This window comes from Amycolatopsis orientalis DSM 43388 (genome assembly GCF_000411975.1).
In the GTDB taxonomy this organism is placed as follows: Bacteria; Actinomycetota; Actinomycetes; order Mycobacteriales; family Pseudonocardiaceae; genus Amycolatopsis; species Amycolatopsis orientalis_D.
In genome coordinates this window covers 1-14513 of sequence record NZ_ASXG01000120.1, presented here as the reverse complement: position 1 = coordinate 14513, position 14513 = coordinate 1, and the positions used below count along the sequence as shown (strand labels likewise).

At 69.5% G+C, this 14513-nt stretch carries 11 protein-coding genes; 10 read left to right on the top strand and 1 reads right to left on the bottom strand.

Features of this window, described 5'->3' with window-relative positions; translation table 11 throughout:
- Window positions 1-185: 185 nt before the first annotated feature.
- On the top strand, window positions 186-800 hold the full coding sequence (locus L942_RS22555) for a ScbR family autoregulator-binding transcription factor (protein WP_235079325.1): 615 nt from the start codon (window positions 186-188) through the stop codon (window positions 798-800).
- Between the two features lie 519 nt (window positions 801-1319).
- On the opposite strand, the gene L942_RS22550 is transcribed toward L942_RS22555, so the two are convergent.
- Entirely contained in the window at window positions 1320-1946 is a 627-nt protein-coding gene (locus tag L942_RS22550; protein ID WP_037363828.1) for a ScbR family autoregulator-binding transcription factor, read from the bottom strand.
- Between the two features lie 194 nt (window positions 1947-2140).
- On the opposite strand from L942_RS22550, the gene L942_RS22545 reads away from it, so the two are divergent.
- The 9 genes from L942_RS22545 to L942_RS22505 all read left to right on the top strand — a co-directional run bounded on the left by L942_RS22545 (window position 2141) and on the right by L942_RS22505 (window position 14077).
- On the top strand, window positions 2141-3097 hold the full coding sequence (locus L942_RS22545; RefSeq protein ID WP_235079323.1) for a ScbA/BarX family gamma-butyrolactone biosynthesis protein: 957 nt from the start codon (window positions 2141-2143) through the stop codon (window positions 3095-3097).
- Window positions 3094-4059, top strand: a complete 966-nt coding sequence (locus L942_RS22540; protein WP_037363823.1) for an NAD-dependent epimerase/dehydratase family protein — start codon at window positions 3094-3096, stop codon at window positions 4057-4059. The genes L942_RS22545 and L942_RS22540 overlap by 4 nt, the downstream gene beginning before the upstream one ends.
- Before the next feature lie 149 nt (window positions 4060-4208).
- Window positions 4209-5117 carry a ribonuclease Z gene (locus tag L942_RS22535; protein WP_037364091.1) on the top strand — a complete coding sequence of 303 codons (909 nt, stop codon included), beginning with the start codon at window positions 4209-4211 and terminating at the stop codon, window positions 5115-5117.
- Between the two features lie 27 nt (window positions 5118-5144).
- The gene (locus L942_RS22530) at window positions 5145-5984 is read left to right on the top strand and encodes an aminoglycoside phosphotransferase family protein (protein WP_037363820.1); all 840 of its coding nucleotides are present in this window, start codon (window positions 5145-5147) and stop codon (window positions 5982-5984) included.
- Between the two features lie 120 nt (window positions 5985-6104).
- A complete protein-coding gene (locus L942_RS22525; RefSeq protein ID WP_037363815.1) occupies window positions 6105-6725 on the top strand; it encodes a dihydrofolate reductase family protein in 621 nt (206 codons plus the stop codon).
- Between the two features lie 24 nt (window positions 6726-6749).
- On the top strand, window positions 6750-7073 hold the full coding sequence (locus tag L942_RS22520; RefSeq protein ID WP_037363812.1) for a YciI family protein: 324 nt from the start codon (window positions 6750-6752) through the stop codon (window positions 7071-7073).
- A complete protein-coding gene (locus L942_RS22515) occupies window positions 7070-8287 on the top strand; it encodes an RNA polymerase sigma factor (RefSeq protein ID WP_037363809.1) in 1218 nt (405 codons plus the stop codon). Before L942_RS22520 ends, L942_RS22515 begins: the two co-directional genes overlap by 4 nt.
- A 274-nt stretch (window positions 8288-8561) precedes the next feature.
- The gene (locus L942_RS22510) at window positions 8562-9533 is read left to right on the top strand and encodes an alpha/beta hydrolase (protein ID WP_037363807.1); all 972 of its coding nucleotides are present in this window, start codon (window positions 8562-8564) and stop codon (window positions 9531-9533) included.
- A 1193-nt stretch (window positions 9534-10726) separates the two neighbouring features.
- Window positions 10727-14077, top strand: coding sequence for a TM0106 family RecB-like putative nuclease (locus L942_RS22505; RefSeq protein ID WP_037363804.1), 3351 nt, complete (start codon window positions 10727-10729; stop codon window positions 14075-14077).
- Window positions 14078-14513: the final 436 nt, after the last annotated feature.

Genomic DNA, 14513 nt, shown 5'->3' with positions numbered 1-14513 from the left:
CCATAGCAAACCGGGAGGTCGGTTTTCAAGATAAAACCGGGAGGTTGGTCTGTTTCGATCTTGAAGTGGCCGATGTGGCCAGGTAATCGGGTCGAAAGGGTGGTAAACCGGGCGGTCGGTATGTCATGATGAGGCGGTCGGAACGCACGCCGTGCCGTTCCCGGCGCGAGACGATGGGGAAGACGGTGACTAAACAGGCCCGCGCGGAGGTGACCCGGCTCTTGCTGCTCGACGCCGCGGCGGTGCTGTTGCACCGCGACGGCTACGCGGCCACGAGCATGGTCGACATCGCGCGCGAGGCGGGCGTGACCAAGGGCGGCCTGTATTTCCACTTCTCGTCGAAGGACGAGGTCTGCGACGAGGTGCAGTCGGCGGCCGTCGCGGTCCTGCACCAGCACGTCGCGCGAGCACGCGGACGCCGTCCGCATCTGCGCCGGCTGGCCGACTTGAGCCGGGCGCTGATGGGTTGGCTGGCCGACGACGCGAAGGTGGGCGCGAGCTTCCGCCTAGCCCGCGAAATGGGCTCGAACGATCCCCGCTTCGTGGCCTTCGTCCGCGCCTGGCTGGGCCAAGTGCGCGCACACATCGCCGCGGCGCACAGCGCGGGGGAGCTGAGCCCGCACGTCCGCCCGGACATGGCAGCGCTGCTGGTTGTGGTGACCTGCGTCGGCCTGGAATCGGCGGCCGCGAGCGGCACCATCCCGCCGGGCACGGACCTGGCGAGCACACTCGCCGAACTCTGGCGCGTGATCGAGGCTTCGCAGCCAGCGGGTTCGACTGCCGAGGCGACAGGCACCTGAGTTGCCCCGGCGCGGACGTCCGGGTCGGAGAATTCCCGCTCCGCAGCAGGCTCGGGCAGACAAACCAACCGTCCGCCCTGGTTCGCCGCGGGATCGGCGAGCCCGGAGAGGTCGAGGCTTCGCGGCCTGCGGATTCGACCGCCGAGGCAACGGGCACCTGACCTATCCCCCTGCGGAGAACCGGATCGGAGCATTTCCGCGCCGCGCGGGCCCGAGCGGGCAAACCAACCGTCCGCCCTGGTTTGCCGTGGGATCGGCGAGCCCGGGCAGATCGAGGCTTCGCAGCCAGCGGATTCGACCGCCGAGGCAACGGGCACCTGACCTATCCCGCTGCGGACGCCCGGGTCGGAGCGTTCCCGCGCCGCAGCAGGCCCGAGTAACCATCAGTCCGCCCTGGTTTGCCGCGAGATCCGCCAGTCCGGACCGGTCGAGTTCCGGAAACCCTTTGGCCGAGCAGCACCCGCACCCCGCCCCGGCAAACAGACCGGCCGTCCGGTTTTCGTCCGGACGGCCGTTGTCTCATTCGGGGTCGGCGGGAGCTGTCCCGGCCGGATCGAACTTGTGCAGCCGTCGCGGTGGCACGACCGCCGCGAGAATCATCTGCCACATGAACGTGAGCCGTTCGTGCAGGTCCGTGCGCCCGGTCAGCACCTGCGAGCTGAGCTGGCTCCCGGTGAACGACGCGACCACGTACTGCGCGAGATCGTGCGCGTTGACGTCTTTCCGCACGTCGCCGGCCGCTTTCGCGGCGAGCAGCATGCCGTGCACGGTGTCGATCCACTGCTTGTAGGCGTTCGCGGCCGGCGCGACGAACGAGCCCTGTTCGATGACCAGCCGGATGCCGGCGCGCACGCGCACGTCGGAGCGGAGGCTGTGCCCGATGTTCTGGCTCAGGTCGATGGCCGCCTGCAGCCCGGGGTTTTCGAAGTCGGCGAACGGGGTCTGCACGCTGAACTGCTCGCGGATCAGCTCGTCCGCCAGCTCTTCCTTGGACTTGAAGTGAAAGTACAGCGCGCCCTTCGTCACCCCGGCCTCGGCGAGGATGTCCGACAGGCTCGCACCGAGAAAGCCGACCGCGTCGAACCTGGACGCGGCCGCGTCGAGGATGGCCTTGCGGGTCTGCTCCGCGCGTTCCTGGCGAGCCACTGCGCACACTCCTTTCGGGAAGCCGCGGGCCGGTTCCGGCCACGCTGACACGCCAGTCTACCTCTGCCCCGGCCGGCAAAGCCAGAGAAAAAAACCGGTAGGTAGGTATGGTTTTGTCCGCCCGTTTCCGCTAGAAATGTGGTGGGGGTACTGGGGAAGTTCTTTTTTCTGGGAGGACCGACATGGTCGGTACGTTGTTAGAGGAGTCTGTCAGAAGAACCTTCATCACCGATGGCGAAAGTTCGCCGGGCGGACGCCCGGTCGACTTCCAGCAGACGATCCCGCGCAATCTCGTGCACCGCGCGGCCGTTTCGGAAGTTTTCGTCACTGATCTGAACATCGTGGGCGAGGGCCGGTTCGAAGTCGGCGCGCAGTGGCCGCGCCGGCACGGGTTTTTCGGCCCGTGCGCGCCGGGTTCGCACGACCCGATGCTGTTCGCCGAAACCTGCCGCCAGGCAGGACTGCTGATCGCGCACCGCGCCTATGGCGTTTCGCTCGGCACCGCGTTCATCTCCGACCACAAGGTCAGCTCGGTCACCGCCGAAGGGCTGGCCACCGCCGGGCGGCCGATCGACGTGGTGCTGCGGGTGAGCGCGCACGAACCGGTGTTCCGCAAGGAAAACCTCGTCGGCATGCGGACCGATTTCGGCTGCTTCCGCGACGGCGAACTGATCGGCACCGCGTCGGAGAGCTGGCGCTGCGTGTCCCCGGCGGTCTACCGCCGCCTGCGCGGCGACCACTTCGCGGCGACGCCGTTCCAGGCGTGCGCGCTGGACACGGTGGAACCGGTGCTCGTCGGCCGGGACCGCAAGGGAGATGTGCTGGTCGCGGACACCGCGCTGGCGGGAACCTGGTCGCTGCAGTTCGATCCGGACCATCCGGTGCTGTTCGACCATTCGACGGACCATGTCCCGGGCATGGTGCTGATGGAAGGCGCGCGGCAGGCGGCCCTGCTGACGCTCGGCGACCCGCAGGCGCTGCCGCTGCGTTCGGATTTCGAGTTCTCCGCCTACGTCGAGTTCGACTCCGAATGCCTGCTGGTGGCGGAGGAACTCGAACCCGACGCGGACGGGTGCCGGCTGGTGCGGGTGGTGGCGGAGCAGAAGGGCCGCTCCGTCGCCTCCGGCACCCTGGCGATGCGCAGGTCATGACTGCCGGCCTGGGGGCGGACGGCAGGACCGGGGAAATCCTCGTCACCGGAGCGACCGGGTTCATCGGCTCGGCGGTGCTGCGGGCGTTGCTCGCCCGCGGCGCCCCGGTGCGGGTGCTGGCGCGCGGTGCGGTGCCGGGGTGGATCACGCGATCCGGCGTGCGGATCCACCGCGGCGACCTCACCGACGCCGCCGGGCTGGCCGGGGCGTGCACGGGCGTCACGACGCTCGTGCACGCCGCGTCCCGGATCGGCGGCACCGAAGGGGAATGCGCCGAGGTCAACGATCGCGGCACGGCCCGGCTTCTCGCGGAGGCACACCGCGCGGGCACGCGCCGCGTCGTGTACCTCAGCACCTGTGCGGTCTACCGCGACGGCGAACATCGAGGCGCGCCCGAGGACACGCTCGAGCTCGGGCCCGCCTCGGCCACCAGCCGCACCAGGCTGGCCGGAGAACAGCAGGTCCGCGCGGCAGGCGGGATCGTTCTGCGGCCGCACCTGGTGTACGGCGACGGCGACCGGCACGTGGTCCCGGCGCTGGCGAAGTGGCTGAGGACGGTGCCCGCGTGGGCCGACGGCGGGAGGACTCGCACCTCGGTGGTCTCGTCGCGGGATCTCGCCGCTGTGCTCAGCGCGTTCGCGCTGGACCCGGCGCTGGGCAGGCCCGGCGAGGTGTTCCACGTGGCCGACCCGGAACCGGTGCGGATGCGCGAGCTGCTCGAAGCCGTCTGCACCCTGCTTGACCTGCCAGTTCCCGCTTCGGACGTGCCGTTGCGCGAGCACCGGGCACGGATGCCGTGGCTCAGCGAGCACCAGTGGTCGCTGCTCACGAAGGACCACTGGTACGACAGCGGCAAGGTCTGGCAGGTCACCGGAGTGCCGCCGGGGCCGGGAATCGGCGTCCGGTTGGCCCAATCCCGGAACTGGTATCGGGAATGCCTGGCAATTCCGCAAGCGGGCTGAAGATCCAATTCGCGGAAAGTGATCGAACGAATTCATTCGGCGATAACGGCGAGCGGCCGTCCGGGAAATTCGTCCCGGACGGCCGCCGTCGTTTCCGCGGAGTTCATTTCGGTGGCGGCGAGCGCGGGCGGGGCGCGAAGATGATCGTCATGTCCCGACGCGAGCTAGTCGTGCTGGGCTCGGCGAGCCAGACGCCGACCCGGCACCGCAACCACAACGGCTACCTGCTGCGTTTCGACACCGACGGCATCCTCTTCGATCCGGGCGAGGGCACCCAGCGGCAGATGATGTACGCCGGCGCGACGGCGAGCGAACTCACCCACCTGTGCGTCACCCACTTCCACGGCGACCACAGCCTCGGCCTCGCCGGCGTCATCCAGCGGCTGTCGCTGGACAACGTCGCGCATCCGGTGCGCTGCCACTACCCGGCGTCCGGGCAGGAGTACTTCGACCGGCTGCGGCACTCGACGTCGTTCCACGAACGCGCCGAACTGGTCCCGCTGCCGATCTCCGCACCGGGTCCGCTCGGCGGCGCGCTGTCGGCGTATCCGCTGGAACACCGCATCGACTGCTTCGGCTACCGCTACGCCGAACCGGACGGAATCCGGATGCTGCCGGACGCGCTCGCCGCGGCGGGCGTTCAAGGCCCCGCCATCCGGAAACTCCAGGCCGACGGCGTGCTCGAGACCGCGCACGGCGTGGTCCGGCTGGAGGACGTGAGCGTGCCGCGCCGGGGTCAGGTGGTCGCGTTCGTGATGGACACGCGCCTATGCGCGGGCGCGTTCGCCTGCGCGCGCGACGCGGACTTGCTGATCGCCGAATCGACCTTCCGTGCCGACGACGCCGAACTTGCCTCCCGCTACGGCCACCTGACCAGCACCGACGCCGGTCGGCTCGCCGCCGAGTCGGGGGCCCGGAAGCTGCTGCTGACGCACTTCTCGCAGCGCTATCCGTACGAGGAGGCGGACCGGTTCCGCGACGAGGCCGCGAAGGTGTTCGACGGGGAGATCCACGTGGCGCGGGACCTGGACGTGGTGCCGCTGCCTCCGCGCCGGTGAGGCGCGACGGTCCGGCAGAATCGCGGGATGCCGCACCCGGTCCCCGCTGACCTGCTGGAAATCGCCGAAACACTCGTCCCGGACGCGCCGATCGGCTCCACTCGCCTTGCTACGCAAGGAAATATGCACCACGTCGTGCTGGTGCCCGGGGTCGCCGCGGTGCGGATCAGCCGGCGCTCCGATTCCGCCGCCGAACTGCCGCGCCGGGTCGCGATCCTGCGCGCGGTCGCGGCGGCCGGCCTGCCGTTCGCCGTGCCGGAGCCGCTGACCCCGGTCACCACCTTCGGAGACCGCGCGGCCGTAGCGGTCTCGTGGATCGACGGAGCGGGACTGCCGGAAGGCGTCGGCGATCCGGCGGCGTTCGGTCCGCTGTTGACCGCACTGCGCGAGGTGGAGATCTCGCCGGCGCTCGAAGCGGTTCTTCACCGGCCGCGCCGATATGCCAACGGCCTGGGTTGGGCTGAGCTGGTCGAGGACGTCATTCCCCGCTTACCCCGGAGGTGGCAGGACGGCGTCCGGCAGCGGCTCGACACGCTGCTGGCGCTCGACGAAACCCCGGCCCGGCTCGTCCACGGGGACCTCGGCGGCAGCAACGTCCACTTCGGCGCGGACGGCAAGCTGGCCGGCGTGCTCGACTGGGACTTGGCCAGCCTGTCCGACCCCGCGATCGACGCCGCGCTGGTCGCGACCTGGCATGGCTGGGACGTGCTGCGCGCGGCCGCCGACGAGGAGACCTACCGCCGCGCCCAGGTTTGGAACGACCTCATCGGCGTCGAACACCTTCACGCTGTCTTCGCGGGGAAGCCGCTGACCAGCGTCGATGGCTTCGTTCGCGCTGTCGTCGCCTGGCTGGAGGCACGCGGCTAGCCGCACCCTTCGAACTTTCTCGAAGATTTTTTGGCTGCCTTGTCGGATCGGGCCGCTGGGGTTCGTAGCAAGGGTGAAGCCGCCCGAGTGGGGCGACCCCGAAGCGAAGGAACCACCACCATGAAGCTCACGACCGTGACCCAGCTGACCGTCGACGGCGTCGTGCAGGGCAACGGCGGCGCGTCCGACGAGGACCGCCGGAACGGATTCGAACGCGGCGGATGGGCGCTCGGCAAGGGCGACCAGGAAACCCTGGCGTTCATCAACGAGACCTACCAGCGCGCCGACGCTTTCCTGTTCGGCCGGCGGACGTACGACCTGTTCGCGGGCTCGTGGGGCTCGATGCGCGTCGAGGACGCCCCGGGCCGGGAGCCCATCCTGCGGGCGCTGAACGAACGGCCGAAGTACGTGGCCTCGACGACGCTCACCGACCCGAAGTGGTCCGGCACCACCGCGCTCACCGGAGACTTGGCGGCCGCCGTTGCGGACCTCAAAGCCCGGCCGGGCGGAGAACTGCAGGTGCACGGCAGCGGCACCCTGGTCCGATGGCTGCTGGAGCAGGGCTTGGTCGACGAGATGATCTTCCTGGTGATCCCGGTGGTCGTCGGACAGGGCAAACGGCTCTTTCCGCGGAACGGCCCGGATCTGGCGCTGGATCTGGTTGAGTCTCGGGTGGACACCAAGGGCGTGACGATCCAGGTCTGGCGCCCGGCCGGGCGTCCGCAGTACGCGGGCCGCTGACCTCGACAACGACGGGAGAATCGGATGCAGTACCTGCTTTCCGTGGTCCACGACCAGCCCACGCTCGCCACGCCGGAGGAAGACGCCGCGATCGACGTCTTCAACGAACGGCTCCAGAACGAAAACCACTGGGTCTTCGCCGGCGGCCTGGCCGCCCCGGAAACCGCGACCGTCCTCGACAACCGCGGCGGCGCGGGGATGGTCACCGACGGCCCTTTCCTGGAATCCAAGGAGTACCTGGCCGGTTTCTGGATCATCGAGGCACCGGACCTGGACGTGGCGCTCAAACTCGCCGCCGAGGGGTCGAAGGCGTGCAACCGCAAGGTCGAGGTGCGGCCGTTCCGGTGAACGACGTCGGCGAGGCGATCACCCGCGCCCACCGCGAGGAGTGGGCCCGGGTGGTCGCCGGTTTGACCAAACGCTTCGGCGACCTGGACATCGCCGAAGAAGCCGCCGCCGAGTCGTTCGCGACCGCGGTCGAACGATGGCCGGCCGACGGCGTCCCGCCCAACCCCGGCGCCTGGCTGACCACCACCGCGACCCGCAAAGCCATCGACCGCATCCGCCGCGAAAACAAACGCGACGACAAACAACGGGAGGCGCAGCCGGTGTATGACAGCACGCCTCCCCACCACATCGAGGACGACCGTCTCCGGCTGATCTTCACCTGCTGCCACCCGGCGTTGGCCGCCGAATCCCGGGTAGCGCTGACCCTGCGCATGGTCGGCGGCCTGACCGTGCCGGAGATCGCCCGCGCCTTCCTGGTGCCGGAAACCACCATGGGGCAACGGATCACGCGCGCGAAAGCCAAGATCAAGGCCGCCCGCATCCCGTACCGAGTGCCCGCCGCCGAGGACCTGCCGGCCCGCGTGTCCGGCGTTCTCACGGTGCTTTTCCTGGCCTTCAACGAGGGCTACCTGGCCACCGGTCCCGACACCGATCCCGTGCGCCAAGACCTGACCGCCGAAGCGATCCGCCTGACCCGCCTGATCCGCGCCCTGCTCCCGGACGATGGCGAGGTGACCGGATTGCTGGCCCTGATGCTGCTCACCGAGGCCCGCCGCCCCGCCCGCGTCTCCGCCGCCGGCGAACTCGTCGCCCTGGACGAACAGGACCGGGCGCTGTGGGACGCGGCGCTGATCGCCGAAGGCCACCGGCTGGTACGCGAACGCATGGCCAGCGGCGTCGCCCCGGGCCGGTACCAGATCTTGGCCGCGATCAACGCGGTGCACACGTCCGCGCGGGACATGCGTTCGACGGACTGGTCGCAGATCCTCGCCCTCTACGACCAGCTGGTCCGCATCGACCCGTCCCCGATCGTCGCCCTGAACCGAGCCATCGCAGTCGCCGAACTCGACGGTCCGGAGGTGGCGTTGTCCGTGGTGGACCAGCTCGTGGACCGGTTGGCGGGGTATCACCCGTTCCACGCCACGCGTGCCGACCTGCTGCGCCGGTTAGGCCGACCTGAGGACGCGCGAGCGGCTTATGCGCGCGCGATTGAGCTGGCAGGCAATACTGCGGAGACCGCGGCGCTGTCCCGTCGGCGAGACGAGCTGGAGTAGTGGGTTTTCGCGAGAGCCTCGTCCGAAGTCCTTGCCAGACAGCGGCTTCGGATGCGTGCCGGAAATCTTGGCACGAAATGTCGCAGCCGTAGGGTAATCTCGCGGCATGCTCATCGAGGTGGACAGAGGCTAGCCGCCGGGCTCTCGGCGGCGTACCGGCCGACGAGTGCTCTGGCTACGACTCTCTCCCACCTTCCCTTTTTCGCGCTTTGGCGTGCGTTCCGTCGTGCGCTCGATCGTGGACGAAGGGACCCGATGACGCTCAGGAGCACTCATGACGCACGATCTGCCGCGTCCCCCGTTCAACCCAGAACTCGCCGCGGTCCTGCCGGCTCTCGACGGCCGCGTGCCGGTCGGCATGACGGCGGACCGGCTGCAATACTACCGGAACCTCCCTTTCCCCAGCGTCGAAGAACAAATCGGCGACCGCCCGGTCCGTTGCACGCATCACGCGATCACCGGTTACAGCGGCGCGCGGATCGAGGTGTCCGTCCTCTCCCGCGTGGACCACGAGACTCCCGGCCCCGGCATCTACCACCTGCACGGCGGCGGCATGGTTATGGGAGACCGGTTCGCGGCGGCAGGCCCACTGATCGACTGGGTGCTGAAGCACGACGCGGTAGCCGTCACTGTCGAGTACCGGTTGGCTCCGGAGCATCCCGACCCCGTGCCCGTCGAAGACTGCTACGCGGGTTTGCGCTGGACGGCCGCCAACGCGGAAGCCCTCCGCTTCGCCCCGGACCGCCTGGTGATGTTCGGCGGCAGCGGCGGCGGAGGCCTCGCCGCCGGCACCGCATTGCTGGCCCGCGACCGCGGCGGGCCGGCCCTGCTCGGCCTGCTGCTGCAATGCCCGATGATCGACGACCGCAACGAGACGGTGTCGTCGCGCCAATACGACGGCACCGGCGTCTGGGACCGGACAAGCAACGTGACCGCGTGGACAGCAGTCCTAGGCAACCGCCGCGGAACGGCCGCCGTCTCGCCCTACGCAGCGCCCGCCCGAGCCACCGACCTGAGCGGCCTCCCGCCCACCTTCATCGACGTAGGCGCGGCAGAGGTCTTCCGAGACGAGGCGGTCGCCTTCGCGAGCGCGATCTGGGCAGCCGGAGGCGACGCAGAACTCCACACATGGGGCGGCGCGTTCCACGGGTTCTACGACCTAGCCCCAGAATCCGCACTGGCACAAGCCTGCCTCGCGGCACGCGAGTCGTGGCTCGAGAGGTTGCTGGCCCGCCCGACGTCGTAGCGGATGGCGCGCTGCCCTGACGAGGCGGTCAGGGTGGCGCGCTGCCCTGACGAGGGACGAGGCCGTCGGGCGGCGCGCCGCCTTGGCGAGGCCGTCAGGGTGGCGCGTTGCCCTGCCGGAGCCGCCGGGGTGGCGAGCTTCTCGCGGCGCGTAATCGACGGCGCGGTTGACCGGCGTGTTCCACGACGTCGCGCCGAGGTTCGCGCCTGAGTGAGACGCGTGCCGTCGCACACGAATGCTGACTCTAGCGACTGCCGGGAGCCCGAGCCCGCAGCAGACGGCGCGGCATGCCAAAGTCACCGCGACGGTCGTGCACCTTGCTGGACAACACGATCAACTTCGCCACCGACCTCCGGCCCAAGACCCCGCGGAATTTCACGCTGGCGCACGCAGGCCGCAGCTCGCGGCTCTCGACTGCGAGCCCCACCTCCGACCGCCGCGCGGCACTCCGCGTCGCAGCGGCCGCACAACCCTGCTGGGCCGCGCAATCATGCCAGGGCCGCACGACCTTGCTGGGGCCGCCGGGTTGCCGGTGCTGCGCCACCTTGCTGGTGCCGCCCGGTTGCCGGTGCTGCGCGACCTTGCTTGGGATCGCTCGACTGCTGGAGCCGCGCAACTCTGCTTGCGCCGCGCCACCCTGGCGGGGTTGCCCGGCTGCCTGTGCCGCGCCACCCTGGCGGGTTGCCCGGCTGCCTGTGTCGCGCGACCTTGGTGTGGTCGCCTGGCTGCCTGTGTCGCGCCACCTTGGTGTGGTCGGCTAGCTGCCGGTGCTCCGTGACCTTGCTATGGCCCGGTTGCTGGTGTAGCGCGATCTTGCGCCGCGCAACTCTGCTTGCGCCGCGCCACCTTGCCAGGGCCGCCCAGCTGTCGGCACCGCGCAACCCTGTCAGGGCCGCCCGCCGAGGCCGCCCGGACGGTGTGCACCCCGCCGGACAACCTGACCGCCAATACCCGCCAGCCCGCACGTCACCGTGCGCTACTTGACACAGACTCCAACCAGAACCTCCTCCATCCAGCGCTACCTCCGACTACCACCAGTCGACATTCACCTCCGCAAAACCCAGCACTCACCTCCCATCAACGCCCGCCGCCGACCACTCCAAGATCATCCCACCCGCCACCGACAATTCCGGGCGGCGTGTCGCCAGCCGCCTGGCCAGAACCCGTCGAAACCCGTGACAGACTGCCGGGCGATGTACACGCCGTCTGATCTCGCTGACCTGCTCGAATGCGAGCACCGGAGCATCCTGAAGCAGGCGCTGGCGGCGGGGATACCCGGCGCGCCGCGTCCCACTTCCGCACCCGATCGGCTGGCGGTGAAGCACGGGCGGGAGCATGAGGCGGCCACGCTCAAGCAGTTGCGCAGCGAGCGGACGCAGGTCGTCGAGATCGAGGAGCACGATCCGGTCCTGGCCGCAAAGGCGACCGAGGAAGCGCTGCGCGCGGGCGCGCCCGTGATCTACCAGGCGGTGTTCCACGACGGGGAGTTCTCCGGCCGCGCCGATTTCCTGCTGCGCGACGACCAAGGCCGCTACGAGGTCTACGACACGAAGCTCGCCCGGCACGCCAAGCCGTCCGCAGTCGTGCAGCTCACCGCGTACGCCGACGCTCTCCGCCGCGCGGGCTGGCCCACCGGACCGGAGATGCATCTGCTGCTGGGCGACGGCAGCAAGCGCAGCCTCCGCGTCGACGACTTCCTCCCGCTCGTGGACCGGCTCCGCGACCGGTTGCAGGACCGTCCGCCGCAGCTGCCGGACCGGATCTGGGCCGACGAGCGTCCGGCGTGCACCGGGTGCGCGTTCGCCGACCACTGTTCGTCCGCGCGGGAGGCCGACCGCGACCTGTCGCTGGTCGCCGGGATGCGCAGCGAGCAGCGGCGCAAGCTGGTGACCGCCGGGCTCGGCACCATCGACGCGCTCGCCGCCGCGGAGCCGGAGGACCGCCCGCGCGACATGTCCGAGGGCACGTTCGCGTCATTGCGCGCGCAGGCCGCGATCCAGGTCCGGCAGGACGAAACCGGTGAGCTGGCCTACGAAATCATCGCTCCGGACGCGCTCGCCGAACTGCCCGAGGCCAGCCCCGGCGACGTCTTCTTCGACATGGAAGGAGACCCGTACGCCCTGGCCGGCACCGGCCTCGAGTACCTCTTCGGCGCGGTCACCACGGACGGGCGCTTCACCCCGTTCTGGGCACACTCGCGCGCGCAGGAGAAACGAGCGTTCGAGGAGTTCATCGACTTCGCCACCGCAAGGCTCGCGGAACACCCCGACGCGCACGTCTACCACTACGCGCCGTACGAGGTCACGGCGATCAAGCGGCTCGCCGCCGTGCACGGCACGCGGGAAGAAGCCGTGGACGAGCTGCTGCGCAGCGGCGCGATGATCGACCTGTATGCCGTGGTACGCAAGGCTTTGCGGGTAGGACAGCGGTCGTATTCGATCAAGTATCTAGAACCACTGTACATGCCGGAAGCCCGCGCTGGCGAGGTAAAAACGGCGGTGTCGAGCATCGAGGCGTACGAGGATTACCTGACGCTCTCGTCCGCGGGAAACACCGAACAGGCCGAAGAAGTCTTGCGCGGCATCGCGGACTACAACGAGTACGACTGCGTCTCCACCTTGCGGCTGCACGAATTCCTCCACCGCGTGCGCACCGAGGCCGGAATCGACCTGGCCGAACCGGACCCCGAGTCCGAAGTGGACGCTCTGCTCCGCCGCACCGAAGAAGAGGAAGCCGCCCAGCGCCGGGCCGAACGGGCGGCCGCGATGGCCGCGTTGGTTGACCCGCTCCTCGACGGCCTCCCTGACGATCCCGCGGATTTCACCCCTGACGACCACGCCCGCGCGCTGCTGGCCGCCTCCGTCGGCTACCACCGTCGCGAGACGAACCCGGCGTGGTGGGAGTTTTTCCGGCAGCTGGCGGCCCCGCTCAGCGACCTCGAAGTGGACACGACCTGCGCGGTTCCGGTGTCGGTGACCGCGGGCGAGTGGGTGCCGCCGTCCGGCCGGTTGCGCACCGCGAAACGTACGCTGGTCGTGCGGTGCGACCCGGACCGTCCGCATCCGTTCGCGCCTGGTGACGACGTGCGTTTGCGCTACGGCGCCGACGCACGTGACGCGAAAGTCGTGTCCGCGACCGCCGTCGAAGTGACGCTGGAGGAAAGCAGCGCTCCGGACCGGACGTCCAACGACCTTCCCGCAGCCGTCCTGCCGGGCAGCCCAGTGCGTCCGTCTCCGAAGGACGAGGCGGTGGCCGATCTCGCCCGGCTGGTAGGGGAAACTCTGCCTGCGCTGCCTGCACACCCCGGCGTCGACCTGCTGCGCCGCATCCCCCGATTGCGCGGCGGATTGCCCGAACCGGGCGAAGATTTGGTTGCCACCGTAATCACCGCGGTCGACCAGCTCGACGGGTCCGTGCTCGCCGTCCAAGGCCCGCCCGGAGCCGGAAAGACTTACCTGGCTGGGAAACTCATCGCGCATCTGGTGCGTTCGGGGCGGACGGTCGGCGTCACGTCGAACAGCCACAAAGCGGTCGAGAACGTGCTCTCGGCGGCCATGGAAAACGCGCCGGAGATGGCCTGCGCCAAGCGCGCGAAGCGGACGCCGGACCCAGCTTTGCCTTGGGAGCAGCCAAAAAACAACACCGCACTGGTACGCTGGCGCGAGGAACACAACACCGGTCACCTCGTCGGCGGAACGGCCTGGACCTTCGCCAACGCTGCCGTGCGCGAGGAACCCTTCGACGTTCTCGTGATCGACGAAGCCGGCCAGTTCGCCCTCGCGGACGCGTTGGCGGTGTCGATGTGCGCGAAAAATCTGGTGCTGCTGGGAGATCCGCAGCAGCTGCCGCAAGTCGTGCAGGGCACGCATCCGGCAGGCGCGGAGGCTTCGGCGCTGGGCCACCTGATCGGCGAGGCCGACATCATCCCGCCGGAGCTGGGCTATTTCCTCGACCTGACGCGGCGCATGCATTCCGCCGTCTGCGCGTCGGTCTCGAATCTGTCCTACGCGGGCCTGCTGCACTCGCACCCCAGCGCGGAACGCTCGATCGAAGGTTTTCCGTCAGGTCTCTATCTGGCGTCGGTCGAGCATCGCGGGAACACGACGCGTTCGGTGGAGGAAGCCGAGCAGGTGGTCTCGGTGATCAAGTCTCTGCACGGCCGGTTGTGGGAAGGCCGACCGCTCACGGACGCCGATTTCCTTGTCGTAGCCCCGTACAACCTGCAGGCGCGAGTCGTGACGCGTGCTCTGTCCGACGCCGGCTTCGGCGACGTCCGAGTCGGCACCGTGGACCGGTTTCAGGGCCAAGAAGCACCCGTTGTGGTGACGACCATGACGTCCTCGTCGGCGGTAGACTTGCCACGAGGCCTCGATTTTCTCTTGTCCCGTAATCGGTTGAACGTCGCGCTGTCCCGCGCGCAGTCTGTTGCTGTCCTGGTGTGCTCCCCGAAGCTGCTCGAGGCCGACATCCGGACGGTGGACCAGATGCGACTGGTTTCCGGAATGCTCGGGTTGCTCCGCGACGCCCGCGAGTGGATCGGCTGAGCCCGGCGGTTGATGGCGGGGCGGAGGCGTCTGCGGGTGCGGTCGGTCGGTTGGCGCTGGCCGGGTGCCTGTCGTGGTGGGCCTGTTGTGCTGGGCGTTTGGTCACGGGCGGGTGTGCCGGTCTCGCGGTGCGGTCGTTGGGGATTGCGCGGGTGCCTGGGTGGCGGTGCGGGCGTTTGCGCGGTGCGGGCCTTCGTGTGCGGACGGACTGTGTCGAGTGGTTAGCCGTTGGCGTGGGTGCCTGGTGACGGTGCGGTCGTTTGCGCCGCGGGCGTTCGTGGCGGACTGGCTGGGGCGGCGTTTACTCGTTGGCGCGGGTGCTTGCGCGGCGGAGTTTGTTCGGGCCCGCGTGGCGGTTCGGTCGTGTGTGGCGTGGGGTCTGCTCAGGGTTTGGTTGACACCTCACCTGTGAGGCTTCGGCCTCGCCTGGAAGGAT